Below are 15,551 nucleotides of genomic sequence, written 5' to 3' on the forward strand. Positions count from 1 at the left end.
GGATGTTTATATACCCTATCTTTTTATCACAGTCAATAAGTTTTTAATTCGCAAGAACAAAGTCTTTATTCTTTATTTCAACAATGACGAAAGAATCCTTTGAAAGCCCTGTGTGGTCGCCGGGCGTCATATTGAATTCACCAGCTATGCCGATCATCTTTTTAATTTTTTCAAGCTCTCCGGCAAGTTTATCGCCGCCTGTGTGCGCTTTGCTGTAAGCAGTTTTGAACAGCATGAAAGCGTCATATGCGTGTCCGCCGAAAGCAGATACCGGTGATTTGAAATTGCCTTCAAAATCGTTCTTATATTTCACGAGCGTCTTTTTGAATTTATCGCTGTCGGGAAGCTGGTCAGCAACAACGATTCTGCCAGCTGTGAGTTTTATGCCGTTTGCCGCATCTCCCGCAAGCTCAATAAACTTCATGGACGCAACGCCCTGTGTCATATAAAGATCGCCCATGCCGAGCTGCTGGGCATTTCTGGCGATGATGGCAGGAGCCGCACCAGCCGCCCAACAGATGACGGCATCATACTTCTTCCCTTTGATGTTAGAAAGCTGGGAGGTCATATCCTTGTCTTTGTCGCGGAATTTCTCGTCCGCAACAATGTTCATTCCGTATTTCTTTGCGATATCAAGAACCGCGTCTCTGCCTGTTGAGCCGTAACCGCTCTGTTCAGTGATAAGCGCTATGTTCTTTTTCTTTTTAGACGCAAGGTATTCCAGCAGTTTTTCAGCAACCTGAGTGTCTGACTGGGGAGTTTTATATACATATTTGTTAACCGGAGTAACGATATCAAGGCTGGCAGCGCATGATATCAGCGGGAGTTTATATCTTGCCGCAAGATTTTTGATAGCCAGAGCAGAGCCTGTTCTGGACGGTCCCAAAACAGCGACAACCTTGTCGACAGTTGCAAGTCTTTTGAAAGAGTTTATGGTGATGTTCTCGTCACCCTGCGTATCATAGATAAAAAGTTTTATCTTTTCGCCGTTGATTCCGCCCTGTTTGTTCACTTCTTCAACAAGCATCTCAAGGGTCTGCTTTTCAGGCATCCCGAGGAAGCTTGTCGGTCCTGTAACGGAAAAAAGACCGCCAAGCCTTATCTCCGCGTGCGCCACGGCACAGATGAGCAGCGCGAGCATAATAAAAGATATCTTTCTCATTAATCTCACTCCTTGGAAAACGTCGGTCGTTGATTATATCAGATGTCATGATAATTTCAAATGTTTTGTCAGACTAATTATAGGCTTTATTGGTAACAAAATAGTTATAATTACAACTAAAATTATGTAAAGTTTGTGATTAAAATGTCGATATAAAAACACAGGAGATTTATATGGACCTGTCATCAATAGCTGCAGCCGCCAGCGATATGAAAGCGGCCGAAACACAATATGCTGCCAACATAAAAGTCATGAAAATGGCTATGGATACTCAGAAAGCAGGACTTTCCGTTCTGGCTCCTCTTGATTCCGCAGCAGCAGGTGTCAGCCGTGCCGCAGACGGTACTGGCAAAGGCACGCTTCTCGACATTATGGCGTAAAAGTGACATCTCCTAATGATATATACAGAGATCAATTACTCGCTAAACATATTGTTTATATAAATCATTACGATATGCTGATTAGCGGAGGACTTAATGCGCATAACATCAGCCTCAACCCTTAACAATCCTGTTATAAACCAGGCTTCAAATACCAGAACCGCCTCTAAAACGCAATCCGATGGAGGATTCTTTCAGGCTGTCGAAGATTTTTTTCAACCCATATGGCCTTTTCCGCCTGAAAAATCAGAAGAATCCGAATCAGCACTGGAGTCTTTTACAGAGGATGCAATAAAGACAGCATCCATAAATATTCTTGCATAGTTTTTGAGGGAAGAAATGTCAATAACACCTGCACGCAGCAGTCTCACAAGTTCTGCACAACAGATAAAAAGTGACGTAAAATCTGCACAAAGACAGATTAAGAATGATGTTAAGAATGCAGTCTCGGACGTGAAAAGTAATGTCAAAAGCGCCGTTTCCGATGTTAAAAGCAACATAAAAGCTGCAAAAACAGAAATCAAAGACAACGCCGAGGACGCTGTTGAAGACGTTAAGAGTACAACTCTCGGAGACATAGCAAAGGCGCTAGGACTGGATATATTTGCCTGATTACCTGATGATGCTTCCGTCGGCTATTTTTATGTACTGAACACGCTCAAGAGTCTGGAACTGTCTGATCTTTTTGCGCAGAACAAGCCCCACAGCGTCCTCAAGGTTCATCTCATGCCTGTCAAGCCACTCTGAAAGCCCCTGATTCAGCTCAGTTACGGCAGAAAATCCTTTTTTATAGAGCATAGATGCGACCTGAACAGTTGATGCGCCGGCAAGAACGTACTGTGTCAGAACGTCGGCGTTATGAACGCCAGTTGAAGCGGAAATATCTATAGAAGATTCTTTAGCAACAGCCGCAACCCAGCGTATAACATTATATGCTTCACTCTCCTGCGAAAAATAATGCACGGGTTCAAGCTCCAGCGTATCGGTATTTATCTTCATCTGATAGTATCTGTTAAAAAGCGTCACAGCTTTTGCGCCCGCGCTATGCAGTCTGCGCACCATATAGGGTACTGCGGTGACATTCTGCCCTATCTTCACGGAAACGGGTATGCTGACTGTCTCTTTGACCTCATGAACCACTTCAAAGTATCTGGATTCCACTTCCTGCGAAGAGATTCCGGCGTCAAAAGGCATAAAGGATATATTCAGTTCGATGCCGTGCGCTCCGGCTTCCTCGATGGATTTCGCATATTCCGTCCACCATTTCCCGCCTTCGCAGTTCACGCTTGCGATAACGGGTACTGAGACCGCTTTAACAGCTTTTCGCACAAGTTCGAGGTATTCGCCGGCACCGTAAACCATAGCGGCGTCAGCGTTCATATAATCGTATGCCTCACTGTGGAAGGATGTATCTATATCAAGCCCGCTGTCCTGACGGATCTCCTCTTCAAAGAGCGATTTGAGGATAACTGCGCCTGCGCCTGCCTCTTCCGCCTTTTTCAGATTATCGACGTCCTTGGTCAGCGTGCTGCTTGCTGTTATAACTGGGCTTTTCAGTTTCATTCCCATATAGGTTGTGCTGATGTCGGGCATATTGGTCTCCTAGTCCTTAATGAGCAGTTCTCTGGGCTTGGAAGTACCGTCGCTGGGAGCCACGATACCCTGTTTTTCCATTATCTCAACAATGCGCGCGGCTCTGTTATAGCCTATCCGCAGATATCTCTGTACCATGGATATGGAGGCGAAACCTTTCTGGCGCACCAGTTCAAGTGCTTCCTGATATTTCTCATCCATTTCGCTGTCGTCGACATCCTCAGCGTCAAGACTCTGCTCGCGCACAAGATCCATGTTGTATTCCGGCTTGCCGATGCTTTTAAGGTGTTCAACTATTCTGCCCACCTCTTCATCCGAAACAAAACATCCGTGTACGCGTGTGCAGTCGCTCATGCCCGGCGGAATGAAAAGGCTGTCACCTTTGCCGAGAAGCACTTCAGCACCGCCGGTGTCCAGAATGGTTCTGGAATCTATCTTGGACGAAACACGGAACGACAGACGTGCCGGCATGTTCGCTTTTATGATACCTGTAATGACATTGACAGATGGGCGCTGTGTCGCGAGAACAAGGTGTATGCCCACCGCACGCGCCATCTGGGCAATACGGATGATGGACTGTTCAACCTCTTTTCCGGAAACCAGCATAAGATCCGCGAACTCGTCCACGATAACCACCAGATAGGGCATTTTGGGCAGTTCGGGGTCGTTTTCCGCCCTCATGTTATATGAATCTATGTTGCGCACCTTAAGTGACGCAAGAGCTGAGTATCTGTTCTCCATCTCTTCAACAACGTTCTTAAGGACGTTCGCCGCCTTGCGAGGGTCTGTGACAACCGGTGCGGCAAGGTGTGGGATATCGTCGTAAACTGAAAGCTCAACCATCTTCGGGTCGACCATTATAAATTTCACTTTGTCGGGCGAGGCTTTAAATATTATTGAACATATAAGCGTATTCACTGCCACGGATTTACCGCTGCCTGTTGTTCCCGCCACCAGAAGGTGGGGCATGGTGGCGAGGTCACTGACATAGCCTTTTCCTGCTATGTCCTTCCCCATTGCGAAAGTAAGAGGCGAGGGGCTGTTGGCATATTCTCTCGATTTAAGAAGTTCGCTGAGAGATACCATCGCGCGGTATTTATTGGGAAGCTCTATACCCACAACGGATTTGCCGGGGATAGGAGCTATTATGCGCACGCTGACCGCTGACATTGCCAGAGCAAGGTCGTCGGTCAGATTTGCTATCTTGTTTATCTTAACGCCGGGTGCTGGCTCAAACTCGTACTGAGTAACCACTGGTCCCGGCTGAATTTCGCGTATCTTACCGTTAACGCCAAAATCTGCAAGTTTGGAGAGCAGAAGCTCGCCCTTAATTTTCATCTCTTCGGGAGATTCGGCGCGGCTGTCCTTCTTCGCCTCGTCCAGAAGGGAAAGAGGCACGGTGTAGTTTCCTATGACCTGTTCCATGGTGACGGGTTCTTTTATATTCACATGGTTGAACGGCTCTTTAACTTTCGGCTTATTCACCGCTATACTTTCAAGGTTTCCCAGTTCCTCTTCAACCTTCGGAACTGTCTGAACGGCAGGTTTTTCAGGCACCGCAACCTTTGATGGAGGAGTATAAACATCTTCCTTATCAGCACCCACAGATCTGTTAAGACTGCCTATGGGAGAATTTTCGTCAACGGGCATATTCTTAACAGGCATGAAATCGCCGTAGTCAGGCTCTTCATCCTCCGTTACAACACGGCTGGAACCTTCCTTTCTCTTCAGTTCGGGTATCTTCGGCAGGTTAATCCCGTCGCGGATGAAGCTGATTATAACCCTCGGAAAGAGCGCCAGAAGTGTCAGCAGTATCAGGAAAATACAGACGATAACCCCGCCTACCCGCCCCACAAGTGACGAAAACAGGTCAGCGGAAAAAAGTCCCCAGAGACCGCCTGTGGGTTTCTGGGAAAATATGAAATCCGTACCGCCCAAAAAGCCGGACAGAGTTGAAAGCAGGTAAAGCAGGATAAGAAACAGGATAAAACGGAAAATCGTGCGTTTCCATTTCATTGCCTTGTTTTTACGGTGCAGATGTGCGCTGTACGCCAGCCAGATGAGTACGCTGGGAAGCAGAAACGTCGTCCAGCCGAAAAAAGTCGCAAGGATATCGCTGATATAGGCTCCCGTCTTGCCGAACAGGTTTGAAACGTTCTGTTCATAGTTTGAAAAGACTATGAAGGTGTAACCAGGGTCGGATTCCGAATGGGAATAGATGGCAAGAGCGGCAAAGACCGTCAGAAAAGCGATCGCAAGAAAAACAATGTCGGCTCGGATGCTTTTGGTTTCTATATCCATACTATTGATATGATTCCCACTATGAGGCAATACAGAGCAAAAGCCCTGAGATTTGCCCGTTTTATAAAGTATACCATAATATTTATGGCAAAAAGTCCCGTTATGAACGCCGCTATCATCCCGACGATATACATCGGGATATGTGCAGACGGCACTGCGTCAAGGTGCCTTGACTGCAGAATTATAGCTCCTATTATCGCCGGAATTGACATAAGAAATGTAAATTCTCCCATTTCCGAACGTTTTATACCGAGAAAAAGTCCTGCTGCCGTTGTCGAACCCGCTCTGGAAATCCCCGGAAGTACGGCGATGCCCTGAACAATACCGATAATAAAGGCTGTTCCGGCTGATATCAGTTTCTGCCCGTGGAATCTGTCGGAAAAGAGCAGAAGTACCGATGTCACTATCAGAAAATATCCGACAAACGTAGGCGTGGCAAACATCCCCTCGACACTCTTTTCAAGCGACAGTCCTATAATGCCTGTAGGGATGGTGGCAATGATTATTCCCCAGAAAAATCTTTTATTCTCGAAGTAAATAACCTTATAGCTGCTGTTCACCAGCCCCAGCGGGCTGATTATAAGCTCGAATATTCTGTGGCGGAAATAGACAAAAACAGCGCCCAGTGTGGCGCCGTGCAGCAGAGTGTCATAAAGCATCCCGGGCTGCTGAAAGTCTTTCATAAGTGCCTGTGCAAGAACAAGGTGTCCCGAACTGCTGACCGGAAGGAATTCCGTCAGCCCCTGAACGATACCTAAAATAATGGCATCAAAATAACTCATTTATTTCTCCGTAACAACCGGGATTACCAGCGGTCTTCTGTCCAGTGTCTTTTTGAAATACCGCTTCGTCAGGCGTCTGAGTCCGTCCTTAATCTCCGTGTTGTCATAATCTTCCGCATTAATAAATTCATGCATATGTTCCGTCAGAAACTCCTGAAGTCTTGCCAGATTCTTTTCATCCGGCTTAAAGCCCGCAGTTTCCACCACCGGAGGCAGTTCAAACGTGCCGTCGGGGTTTTTCCGCATAACAACGGTAACGGCTCCGTCGCGGCTCAGGTGTTTGCGCTCGCGTACGGATTCCTCGTCCATGGAAAAATGACCGCGCAGGTCGATGAATATCTTACTGGCGGGAACCTTGTCCCTGCGTTCAAATTCGCCCCGATGGAACTTTATTCTGTCGCCGTCCTCAAGCATCAGCACGTTTTCGTTGTCCAGCATGGACATGCTTTTAAGCATCCTTTTCATGGTGATAAGGTGCATCGGCTCGCCGTGTATTGGGATGACGTATTTCGGGCGGGTGAAGTTCACCATCAGCTTAATCTCTTCCTGAGATGCGTGACCGGAAACGTGTATCCGGTTCTTGCCGATGTCAACAACTGTACCGCCTGACTTGTATATCATATTTACCAGATTTATCAGATTCTTTTCATTGCCCGGAATAACCCGAGCGGATATCACGAAAAGGTCGCCATCCTTAACGGAGAGGTCTTTTCTTTCGCCGGAAACCACTCTGTAAAGGGTGCTGTTCGTCTCTCCCTGACAACCTGTGATTATAAAGCATATTTTGTCGGGATCCATCCGCTTTGCAGTTTTAAGATCAACTATCATGTCGGTCGGCAGTGCGATATGCCCCAGATCCGCCGCAATGGACACGTTTCTGTCCAGAGCCGCACCTTCCAGAACAACCTTGCGTCCGCATTCGCGTGCAATGTCAAAAACCTGCTTGAACCTGTCGACGTTTGACGAAAATGTCGTGAAAAATATCCGTCCGGTTGCGTTGCGGAATATTTTTGAAAGATCGCTGCGGATAGATGATTCGGAATAGGTGAATCCTTCCCTCTCGGCATTAGTGGAATCTATCAGCAGAGCTGTAAGTCCCTGTTCTGCAAGCACTGTGAAATCAGCAGGACAAAAAGGTTCGCCGCCCACAGGGGTCTGGTCTATCTTGAAATCGGAACAGTGGAGCGCAGAGAAATCTTCCGTGACGATATGCAGAGCATAGGTATCGCTGATGGAATGGGTTACTGGTATGAAAGTAATCGAGAAACACCCTGCCTGTACAGTCTGTCTGGGATCGATGAAATTGAGGTCAAAGGGACAGTGTCTGGCGCGCCCTTTTGCGGCCAGAATACCAAGCGACAGCCTTCCTCCGTACACGGGCAGATCAAATTTACGCAGAAGTATCGGCACGGCGCCAACATGGTCTTCGTGTCCGTGGGTTATAAAAACCCCTTTCAGCTTATGCTTTATCTGCTCGATATAATCAAAGCCCGGGACAACGTAGTCTATACCGGGAAAGCTGCTATCTGCGAACATTACTCCGCAGTCAACAATAATAGCGGAACTTTCGGTCTCGTAGACATACATATTCATGCCTATCTCGCCGACACCGCCTAAAATTGAAATAGAACAAGACATAAGAGTATATTAATGAAGTCCTGAAGAAAATACAAGCAAGTTAAACATCAGACGATGAATATCTTCCCGTCAATATTTCTTCCAAACCTCTGGCTATGCCCGATACGCCAGAAGACACGGGAAATATCTGTTATATCGGTATCGTCATCAAACACAAATATTTTTGAAAACCTGCCGTAAAAGGGGTCATTTTTAAGTCTTTTCAGCAGAATATCGTTAATTCCGTCCGCAAGGACAAAGCAGAGCCGCCCGTATACGCCCACTTCCGGATGCCGTATGTCCCGCACTGCGGAATAGCTCTCACGAAAACGGTAGAAATTGACACGAGCAGCAGCCTGACCAAGATACACGTTCTCCATAGGCGGAATATCCGTTATCATTGTCTGCAAAAAACCGCCGCGCATCATCTGCACGGATTTTATATTCAGCACTGGAAAATCCTTCGGCTCGGTGAAGCGTCCGGTGTGATTCAGAAACCTGCCGCCCTTGGCGCGCTCCGCACCGACAGTCCCGTGGATTATAACACGGGTATCAGACGGAACAGGGAAACCGGAAGTGCGTATATACTTTACATCGCCAAGACGGGAAGCAAGCCGCAAAGCGTCCGTGTCATATGGAAAACTGCATGCGCATGTGAACACCAGAAACGGCGAACAGCCCACCGCGATAGTGACGGGAATGTCTCCGTGTGCTTCTGCTATGGATTTTGCCAGTCCGCTTTTGTCAGCGCAGTGGATAACAGCACGCTTTTCGCCGATGGGTTCGATGCGGTAGATTCCGCCATGGTATATGCCGCTGTGTTCGTTTATGACGCATCCAAGGTTTATGGAACCTGACGTATCGCCATCATGGAATTTGCAGAGCGGGAGGTCTTCAAGCCCTTTAAGAGTGTCGTATGCCCTGGGATCTGTAAAAGAAAGCTGTGAAATATCCCGCGATTGACGGTTTGCGCGCTCGGCAAGTGTGTCCGCGGACATGCCCCATGCCGCTTCAAGACGCTCCATTGACGCGAAGGCATTTATAAGCAGAGGAAACTTTGAACCTGCAACACAGGCAAAAAAAGGCGGTTCACTGTTCATACAGCCGCTTTTTGCCAGTTTTGAAAGCTCTTCCCCGCTGCGTTCCCCCTCAAGAAAGGGTATCTCTGTGTATTTCAGGTAAAAATCAAAATCGGGTATAACGTCCTCCTGACGGCATACCCGATTATACACATAAAAAAAAGGAGAACGCACCTTTATTCTGTGCGGAACTCGTTGGCAAGTGCCATAAGCTCCGAAGAATCTTTCTGGAGCTGAGCCACAGTGTCGTTCACATTTGAAACGGCAACGAAGCTCTGTTTTATACTGTCGGTAACGTTTTCAAGCCGCGCGCCTATCTCGTTCATAGATCTTGTCTGCTCCATAACTGATGAGGACATGCTCGAATTGGCACCTTTAATCTGATCCATGGCATTGATGATCCCGTCGAAAGTAACCTTCGCATCGGTGATGGTGCTTACGCCCACCGTAACCGTTTCAGCCGCCTCTTTCATTGTGGAGTTCACCGTCTGGGTTTCAGACTGAAGGGTGGAGATTATCTTGCCTATTTCCGTTGTAGCAGACTGGGTTTTCTCCGCCAGCTTGCGCACCTCGTCGGCAACAACCGCAAATCCTCTGCCTGCCTCCCCTGCTCTTGCAGCTTCAATGGCAGCGTTCAGCGCAAGGAGGTTAGTCTGGTCTGCAATATCGCTGATGACGCTTATGATATTTCCTATCTCCCCTGAAGATTCGGAAAGCCTGTCAACTGTGGCGGAAAGTTCATCCACCTGAGTGTTTATATCCTGTATGGCGCTGAGCGACCTGTCCAGCTTAACTCCGCCGTCTCTGGTCTTGGATATTGTTTCGTCTGTCTGAACGGAGATATTGCCCAGACTGTTCTCAACAGCGTCCGCCTGCTCCCGAACGGCGGAAAGCTCTGAACTGATACCGGTTATCTCTTCGGTCTGTATGCGAAAAGTAGCCGCGAATTCCTCCATTGTGGAGGCGAGTTCGCTGTTTATGCTTGAAAGGTCTGTGGTACTCTCTTTAACCCTTACGATTATCCTTTGCAGATTCTCGACAAAGGTATTCATGTATGCCGCAAGCTGACCTACCTCGTCGGTTCTGTCCAGCGTGATCCGTTTGGTCAGATCTCTCTCATCGGTCATTTTATCGCGCAGGAATATAAGGTCTTTCGCAAGTATCCCTGTGACTATTATAACCGTGAGCAGAAGGGTTATTATCGCTCCAACATGTATGAATGCAAGACCCTTGATAACTTTTTGCTGATACACAAGGAATTCACTTTCATATGAGCCTGTGGCAACGACCCAGCCCAGCTTATCAAGAGTGAAATATTTCAGAAGCTTAACTGCGGGTTCGCCGTCTTTAAGATCGCTGTACTCTATCTCGCCATTTTTTTCCTCTATCATCTTTTTGATATAAGCAAGCCCTTCGGTGTCTTTATCCTCAAGCCCGTTCTGACCCTGTTTCTGAGGGTGAACAAGATAGTTGCCTTCTGTATCGATTATAAACGGGAATCCGGTCTCAGCGACCTTCATCTTTGAGAACGAATTTCTTATTGAGTCAAGAAGTACGTCTTCCGATATCCCTACATAAAGCACGCCGATAACATCGCCGCCTGATTTTATGGGTTCATATACAGTCCAGTACCATTTACCGACAACGTTAGCCCTGCCTCTGTATGTTTCACCGGACATCACTGTCTGATAAACAACGGAATCACGCGGAATAAAAGTACCCACCGCGCGGGTGCCGTCTTTTTTCATAACGTTCGTGGAAACACGCAGGAGCCCCTTGTCTATAACCTGAAATATTGTAGCGGTCAGTCCTTTGATATCCGCGCGTTTTGCCGCTGCATCAACGGGTGTAAAGTTGCCGTAGATATCCTCGCCGTCATACATCATGGCGGGGATAGTCACGGAATATTCGTCGCCGCTCTTCTGATCCACAGCTTTAACGGTTTTTGTGTTCGCGCTGTCGATGGAAAATTCAGATTTCATATAAAGAAGGGTGCGGAACGTTGAAAAGTTTGATCTGACAAGTTCAATTGACTGTGCATAAAAAAGATTAACGGTTTCGCCCAAAACCGCTGTGTTTTCCTCAAGCGATGCTCTTGATTCGAGAAGCATCTCTTTTTTCACTTTTTCTCCCGTCGTATAGGCGAGAATAAGGAAAATGAGTATCAGTGGAATGCCGAAATACAGCGAGTATTTCGCTCTGATGCTTTTAATCTTCATCTTTCCCCCAAAACCAATAGAATCTAATCGTTAGTGTATTTGTGTATGAAAAAATATAGAGTGTACAAACATTAATTCAATAAAAAATTAACATAATGAATCATTATTTTTTTATGCAAATTGTGGCATCGCAGATACCAAAGCTCATCGGATTGAATTGAGCTTCAGAAAATCCTGCATCAAGAATCATTTGTCGGTATACATCCTTTTTAGGAAATTTGTAAACCGAATCGGGAAGATATTCATATGCTTTTCTGTTTCCGGAGATGATACCGCCGATGAAAGGGAGTATCTTCGTAAAATAAAGCCTGTAAAGTCTGCTGAAAATCGGTCCTTCCGGCTGTGAAAACTCAAGTATGCAGAGCTTTCCGCCGTCTTTAAGCACTCTGTGCATCTCTTTCAGACCTTTCGGCTTGTCGGTCACATTCCTGAAACCGAATGATATGGTAATCCTGTCGAAACTGTTGTCGGCAAACGGCAGGCAGTGGGCATCCGCCACACTGAACGAACCTTTCGGGAATTTCTGTTTACCTATCAGCATCATGTTATAGCTGAAATCGCCGCCCACAAGGTTAACGCCCAAAACCCTTCTGTCCATCTCTATCATCATGTCGGCTGTTCCGCACGCAAGGTCGAGAACTGTCTGACCGCCTGCGATACCCGCCAGTTTAATAGCTTTTTTCCGCCAGCGCACGTCGGTACGGAAACTCAGAACCCTGTTCAGAAGATCGTACCTTCCGGCAATATTGTCAAACATCTGCTGTATTTCTTTTGATTTCTGTTCCAAGAAAAAACCCCTTAAATCCTTATGATCATGCAGGTGAAATCATCCTTCTGCATATCTCTGTCCAATACCATATCCTCGTAAAGAACATCAAGTATATTATCAGCACCGGAATTTGCAAGCTGTTTGACCTTCTTCATAAGATTATCTTCGGTCATATATTCAATCAGACCATCGGTATAGAGAAACAGCGTGTCGCCTTTTAAAAGCGGTTCACTCTTCACCGTGTATTTCTCCTCCATCAGCCCGATAGGAAGAAAGTCTGAAACTATTGTTTTATCACCGCTCTCCGAAAGGTGCATGATCGGCTCGTGTCCGCAAGAGATGTAGCGAAGACTGAGGTCTTTTTTATCTATGAAGCCGAAAAAAGCCGTGATGAATCTGTCGCCGAAATTTTTACCCAGCAGGAAGCTGTTCAGTGTTCCCGCCAGTTTGTCCAGCGCGACATCCCTGTCGAAAAGATCGGCATTCTCTGTGAAAACGCTGAGTACTACAGTAAAAACGGCTGCGGAATAACCTTTCCCGCAAACATCGGCAATGCAGAAAAAAAGCCCTTCCGGCGTTTCTTTCACAGTCATATAATCGCCGCCGGCAGCGCGTGCCGGATGGTTTATACCGCGCAGGGATATTCCGCAGTCTGCCGAAACGGATTTGGATACAAACTTGTTCAGTATCTCGCCTGTTGCGGACATTTCTGATTCCTGAATTTTCAGTTTTGTCATTTTCTGATGATACATTGCGTTTTCAACAGCAGTTGAGACGATGGACGAAACCAGTTCTGAAAATTCCTTATCCGGTATTATGTCAAAATGTATATTGAAAAGCAGAATGCGGATGTTCTTTGTCTCTTCATAGATAAAAAATATATTCTCAATGTTGAATTTGGAACAGTCTATCCGGTCCTCGATAAATTCCGTGTAGTCTACACCCATCACATAGGAATAAGCGCCCTGTTCGCCGATGCGGATGTTGTTCCGCACGTCGCCCTCTTCCAGCCCGAAGCCTATGAACTCGCTGTTATGAAGAACACAGCCCGCCTCTGCGGAAAAGACGTCCATAAAGAATGTGAGTGCAAGCGCCACAACCTCGTCAAGCTCAACAGCTCGCAGTATCCTGCTGCTCTGCTTAACAAATTCGATCTTCTTCTGGTAATCCACATATACGTTTATGTTCTTTTCACGGGCGATAAGCTCCGCAAGCCGCTGTCCTATATAGTCGCTGAAAGCGATGAGTTCCGCGAATATTTTATATTCCGGTGCCTCATGAAAACTGACTGCGCAGTATACAGTTCCCATATGACTGAAAAACACGGTACCGTAAACTTCTATCTTTTCGTCGAAAAATTCGAGGGTATGGCGTTCCTTTGAATTTCCGGTGCCGTCGAACCCAAGATCGTGTATGTCGTATTTCCCTTCCGCATTTCTATGCGCGCCTGTCACGGGCGTACAGATACTCATATCTATCTGCCATATGGTAAAAGGCGCAAAGCATGCGCTATCCAGATACTCACGCATCCCGTGATAAAAATCCTGAATACCGTTGGCAAAAAGAGCGTCGAGAAGCTTTTTAGGAAATATCATTATCCGCCTTCTCCGAATCCAGCACAGGGTCAACCGCCTCGTGCAGTTTTTCAAGTGGCAGCCCCAGTGCAAGCGCACAGTCGGAAATTGTGTCCTCAAGCGCCTCCGTGTCGTCTATGTTCTTGTGCATCTGGTTGGCAAAATACAGCACGCGGCTGAAAGTGTCCTTGCCAAGCTGATGGTGATAGCGTACTGATTCGGCTATGCTCTTAACCACTGCCCATTTGGTAAGTACCAGCTCGCCAACGGCGCAGTGGTCGGTTCCGAGCTGATTGCGCTCATCTTCAATTGTGACCGCCTCCTTAACAAGAAAGTCCACAATAACGGTCTTGCCCATATCGTGCATAAGACCTGCCAGATAAAGCGCGTCCTCGTCTTCGCCCACCAGCTTCGCGATAGCCTCGCAAAGTCTTGCAACGGCAAATCCGTGCTGCCATATTTTCTGACCTGTTGTTTTCAGCAGGCTGAAATTTTTATTGTAAAAAGACTCGGTTGAAACAGCCAGCGCAAGATTCTTGACGGTATTAAGTCCCAGAAGCACCGTCGCTCTGTCGATACTGGATATCTCCTGACGCACACCGTAGAAAGGGGAATTCACCAGTTTTATGATGCGGGAACTGAGTCCCTGATCTTTCTTAATCTGGTCAACAAAATCCTTGATCTTCGTCTTATCGTTGCGCGTAAGCCTTACCAGTTCCCTCGCAAGAGCAGGCAGAGGCGGGATATTCTCAGCTTTCGCTATTATTTTGGCTTTCAGTGTATCAAACTCGCTGCCGTTGGCTGTGGACGTCTGAACCTTTCCGCTGAACATTTTTTTAACCACTTCTTCCGGTTTCAGAGGAGGGAAAAATATCCCGGAAATTTTGAAATCCGTAAGCGCGTCAAGGAGCTGCCTGTCTTTTTTTGTGATGTAGAAAAATGTGGGAACAGAGAACTTCTTCGGCAGACGGAAAAGGGTGGACGCCTCAGCTATTTCGATGACGCAGAGATCCGCGTTCTTCTCAGAAGTTATCTCCCCGTGTCCGGCGATGGCGGACTGAAACAGGTTTCTGCTCTCCTGCGAGCCTATGAAAAGAACACGCATCACGACCTGCTTTTTATTATGTCGATCAGCTCTTTGGGACTGAACGGCTTTGTCAGATATTCATCTGCACCCGCGTCCCTGCCTTTTTTAATATCGTCGGATTCTGCCATGGCTGTCAGCAGAACGACTGGTATGGAAGCAAGTTCGGGAACGGACTTTATTTCGGCGCACGCCTCAAGTCCGGTCTTTTCCGGCATCATGACGTCAAGCACGATGACGTCCGGCACCAGCTCCTTTGCCATTTCCACCGCCTGTTGACCGTTTCCTGCCTCATAAACATCAAAACCACTCTTCTTCAGATGAAGCGCCACCACTTTGCGAAGGCGAAGCTCATCATCGGCAATTAATACTCTCATCATGGAACCTCAAAATAATGGATGTTTTATCATAGCTCATCACTATACCGGTTCTCTCAAAAATCTCCGCAAAAATGGCAAATATGGGCTGTATCTCATTATAACCCTTATCGGGCAGAATATATATTTTGTTCTCGTCGTGGGTCACCTTAAGTTCCGCTGCAGACGACGAAAGCGCTTCCTGCAAAAGGATCTGAAACAGGCTTTTAAAAGAGTACGCATCACAGCTCACGCTTACGCCTTTCAGATGACTGTTTACAGCTGCACCCTCCTGCGACACTGCATTTTTGATATAAAGCCCTGTGAGAAGAGCTATATCCACATCTTCAAGCTCTATGTCGTGCGGTTTCCCAAGCACATGGTTGAAACAAACGCTCATCCCTCTGTCATAAAGGTCAAGCAAATAACCGGACTCCATTATCATATCGGTCATGGACTTGTCTGTAAGCCCTTCCGCAACTACATCCAGCATGGCAACGACAACAGACGTACATGTCCTGATATGGTGGGAGAAATACCGATATGTAACGTCCAGACGACGTTCAATATCCTCAGGTGAAGACATCCGAGCTACCCCCGATTTCTTGGAATTAAAATCATAAAAAGATTTTACA

General features: G+C 46.9%; 15 protein-coding genes. 3 read left to right on the forward strand and 12 right to left on the reverse strand.

Annotation, left to right across the window (positions count from 1 at the left end; genetic code table 11):
* Positions 1-43 precede the first annotated feature (43 nt).
* The gene (locus LRY47_RS09455; RefSeq protein WP_295224634.1) at positions 44-1,162 is read right to left on the reverse strand and encodes an ABC transporter substrate-binding protein; all 1,119 of its coding nucleotides are present in this window, start codon (positions 1,160-1,162) and stop codon (positions 44-46) included.
* 173 nt (positions 1,163-1,335) lie between these two features.
* Between LRY47_RS09455 and LRY47_RS09460 the strand changes: the two genes are divergently transcribed.
* From LRY47_RS09460 to LRY47_RS09470, 3 genes are all read left to right on the forward strand, one after another.
* Entirely contained in the window at positions 1,336-1,542 is a 207-nt protein-coding gene (locus tag LRY47_RS09460; protein ID WP_295224636.1) for a putative motility protein, read from the forward strand.
* Between the two features lie 96 nt (positions 1,543-1,638).
* Complete coding sequence (locus tag LRY47_RS09465) at positions 1,639-1,866, forward strand: hypothetical protein (protein WP_295224638.1); 228 nt, start codon at positions 1,639-1,641, stop codon at positions 1,864-1,866.
* 15 nt (positions 1,867-1,881) lie between these two features.
* Positions 1,882-2,154 (forward strand): hypothetical protein, encoded by a 273-nt coding sequence (locus tag LRY47_RS09470; protein ID WP_295224639.1) that lies wholly within the window; start codon positions 1,882-1,884, stop codon positions 2,152-2,154.
* Here LRY47_RS09470 and LRY47_RS09475 read toward each other — a convergent pair whose 3' ends face one another.
* The 11 genes from LRY47_RS09475 to LRY47_RS09525 all read right to left on the reverse strand — a co-directional run bounded on the left by LRY47_RS09475 (position 2,155) and on the right by LRY47_RS09525 (position 15,502).
* Complete coding sequence (locus tag LRY47_RS09475; RefSeq protein WP_295224642.1) at positions 2,155-3,135, reverse strand: dihydroorotate dehydrogenase-like protein; 981 nt, start codon at positions 3,133-3,135, stop codon at positions 2,155-2,157.
* 9 nt (positions 3,136-3,144) lie between these two features.
* Positions 3,145-5,436 carry a DNA translocase FtsK gene (locus LRY47_RS09480; RefSeq protein WP_295224644.1) on the reverse strand — a complete coding sequence of 764 codons (2,292 nt, stop codon included), beginning with the start codon at positions 5,434-5,436 and terminating at the stop codon, positions 3,145-3,147.
* Positions 5,427-6,218 carry an undecaprenyl-diphosphate phosphatase gene (locus LRY47_RS09485; protein ID WP_295224646.1) on the reverse strand — a complete coding sequence of 264 codons (792 nt, stop codon included), beginning with the start codon at positions 6,216-6,218 and terminating at the stop codon, positions 5,427-5,429. The genes LRY47_RS09480 and LRY47_RS09485 overlap by 10 nt, the downstream gene beginning before the upstream one ends.
* Positions 6,219-7,856, reverse strand: coding sequence for a ribonuclease J (locus LRY47_RS09490; RefSeq protein WP_295224648.1), 1,638 nt, complete (start codon positions 7,854-7,856; stop codon positions 6,219-6,221).
* Positions 7,857-7,903: 47 nt separating this feature from the next.
* On the reverse strand, positions 7,904-9,067 hold the full coding sequence (locus LRY47_RS09495; protein WP_295224650.1) for a UbiD family decarboxylase domain-containing protein: 1,164 nt from the start codon (positions 9,065-9,067) through the stop codon (positions 7,904-7,906).
* 23 nt (positions 9,068-9,090) lie between these two features.
* Positions 9,091-11,133, reverse strand: a complete 2,043-nt coding sequence (locus LRY47_RS09500) for a methyl-accepting chemotaxis protein (RefSeq protein WP_295224652.1) — start codon at positions 11,131-11,133, stop codon at positions 9,091-9,093.
* 103 nt (positions 11,134-11,236) lie between these two features.
* Positions 11,237-11,920 carry a bifunctional demethylmenaquinone methyltransferase/2-methoxy-6-polyprenyl-1,4-benzoquinol methylase UbiE gene (ubiE, locus tag LRY47_RS09505; protein WP_295224655.1) on the reverse strand — a complete coding sequence of 228 codons (684 nt, stop codon included), beginning with the start codon at positions 11,918-11,920 and terminating at the stop codon, positions 11,237-11,239.
* An 11-nt stretch (positions 11,921-11,931) separates the two neighbouring features.
* The gene (locus LRY47_RS09510) at positions 11,932-13,497 is read right to left on the reverse strand and encodes a PP2C family protein-serine/threonine phosphatase (RefSeq protein ID WP_295224657.1); all 1,566 of its coding nucleotides are present in this window, start codon (positions 13,495-13,497) and stop codon (positions 11,932-11,934) included.
* Positions 13,484-14,581, reverse strand: a complete 1,098-nt coding sequence (locus LRY47_RS09515) for an HDOD domain-containing protein (RefSeq protein ID WP_295224659.1) — start codon at positions 14,579-14,581, stop codon at positions 13,484-13,486. The genes LRY47_RS09510 and LRY47_RS09515 overlap by 14 nt, the downstream gene beginning before the upstream one ends.
* A complete protein-coding gene (locus LRY47_RS09520; protein ID WP_295224660.1) occupies positions 14,581-14,940 on the reverse strand; it encodes a response regulator in 360 nt (119 codons plus the stop codon). The genes LRY47_RS09515 and LRY47_RS09520 overlap by 1 nt, the downstream gene beginning before the upstream one ends.
* Positions 14,915-15,502 carry a hypothetical protein gene (locus tag LRY47_RS09525; protein ID WP_295224662.1) on the reverse strand — a complete coding sequence of 196 codons (588 nt, stop codon included), beginning with the start codon at positions 15,500-15,502 and terminating at the stop codon, positions 14,915-14,917. Before LRY47_RS09525 ends, LRY47_RS09520 begins: the two co-directional genes overlap by 26 nt.
* Between the last annotated feature and the right edge of the window lie 49 nt (positions 15,503-15,551).

The sequence above is a fragment of the Seleniivibrio sp. genome, assembly GCF_021209385.1.
Taxonomy (GTDB): Bacteria; Chrysiogenota; Deferribacteres; order Deferribacterales; family Geovibrionaceae; genus Seleniivibrio.

Excerpts from the sequence above, each read along its gene's own strand:
- LRY47_RS09455 (WP_295224634.1), bottom strand. The coding sequence starts at position 1,162 with ATGAGAAAGATATCTTTTATTATGCTCGCGCTGCTCATCTGTGCCGTG.
- LRY47_RS09525 (WP_295224662.1), bottom strand. The coding sequence starts at position 15,502 with ATGTCTTCACCTGAGGATATTGAACGTCGTCTGGACGTTACATATCGG.
- LRY47_RS09510 (WP_295224657.1), bottom strand. The coding sequence starts at position 13,497 with ATGATATTTCCTAAAAAGCTTCTCGACGCTCTTTTTGCCAACGGTATT.
- LRY47_RS09480 (WP_295224644.1), bottom strand. The coding sequence starts at position 5,436 with ATGGATATAGAAACCAAAAGCATCCGAGCCGACATTGTTTTTCTTGCG.
- LRY47_RS09465 (WP_295224638.1), top strand. The coding sequence starts at position 1,639 with ATGCGCATAACATCAGCCTCAACCCTTAACAATCCTGTTATAAACCAG.
- LRY47_RS09470 (WP_295224639.1), top strand. The coding sequence starts at position 1,882 with ATGTCAATAACACCTGCACGCAGCAGTCTCACAAGTTCTGCACAACAG.
- LRY47_RS09485 (WP_295224646.1), bottom strand. The coding sequence starts at position 6,218 with ATGAGTTATTTTGATGCCATTATTTTAGGTATCGTTCAGGGGCTGACG.
- LRY47_RS09475 (WP_295224642.1), bottom strand. The coding sequence starts at position 3,135 with ATGCCCGACATCAGCACAACCTATATGGGAATGAAACTGAAAAGCCCA.
- LRY47_RS09500 (WP_295224652.1), bottom strand. The coding sequence starts at position 11,133 with ATGAAGATTAAAAGCATCAGAGCGAAATACTCGCTGTATTTCGGCATT.
- LRY47_RS09460 (WP_295224636.1), top strand. The coding sequence starts at position 1,336 with ATGGACCTGTCATCAATAGCTGCAGCCGCCAGCGATATGAAAGCGGCC.
- LRY47_RS09520 (WP_295224660.1), bottom strand. The coding sequence starts at position 14,940 with ATGATGAGAGTATTAATTGCCGATGATGAGCTTCGCCTTCGCAAAGTG.
- LRY47_RS09515 (WP_295224659.1), bottom strand. The coding sequence starts at position 14,581 with ATGCGTGTTCTTTTCATAGGCTCGCAGGAGAGCAGAAACCTGTTTCAG.
- LRY47_RS09490 (WP_295224648.1), bottom strand. The coding sequence starts at position 7,856 with ATGTCTTGTTCTATTTCAATTTTAGGCGGTGTCGGCGAGATAGGCATG.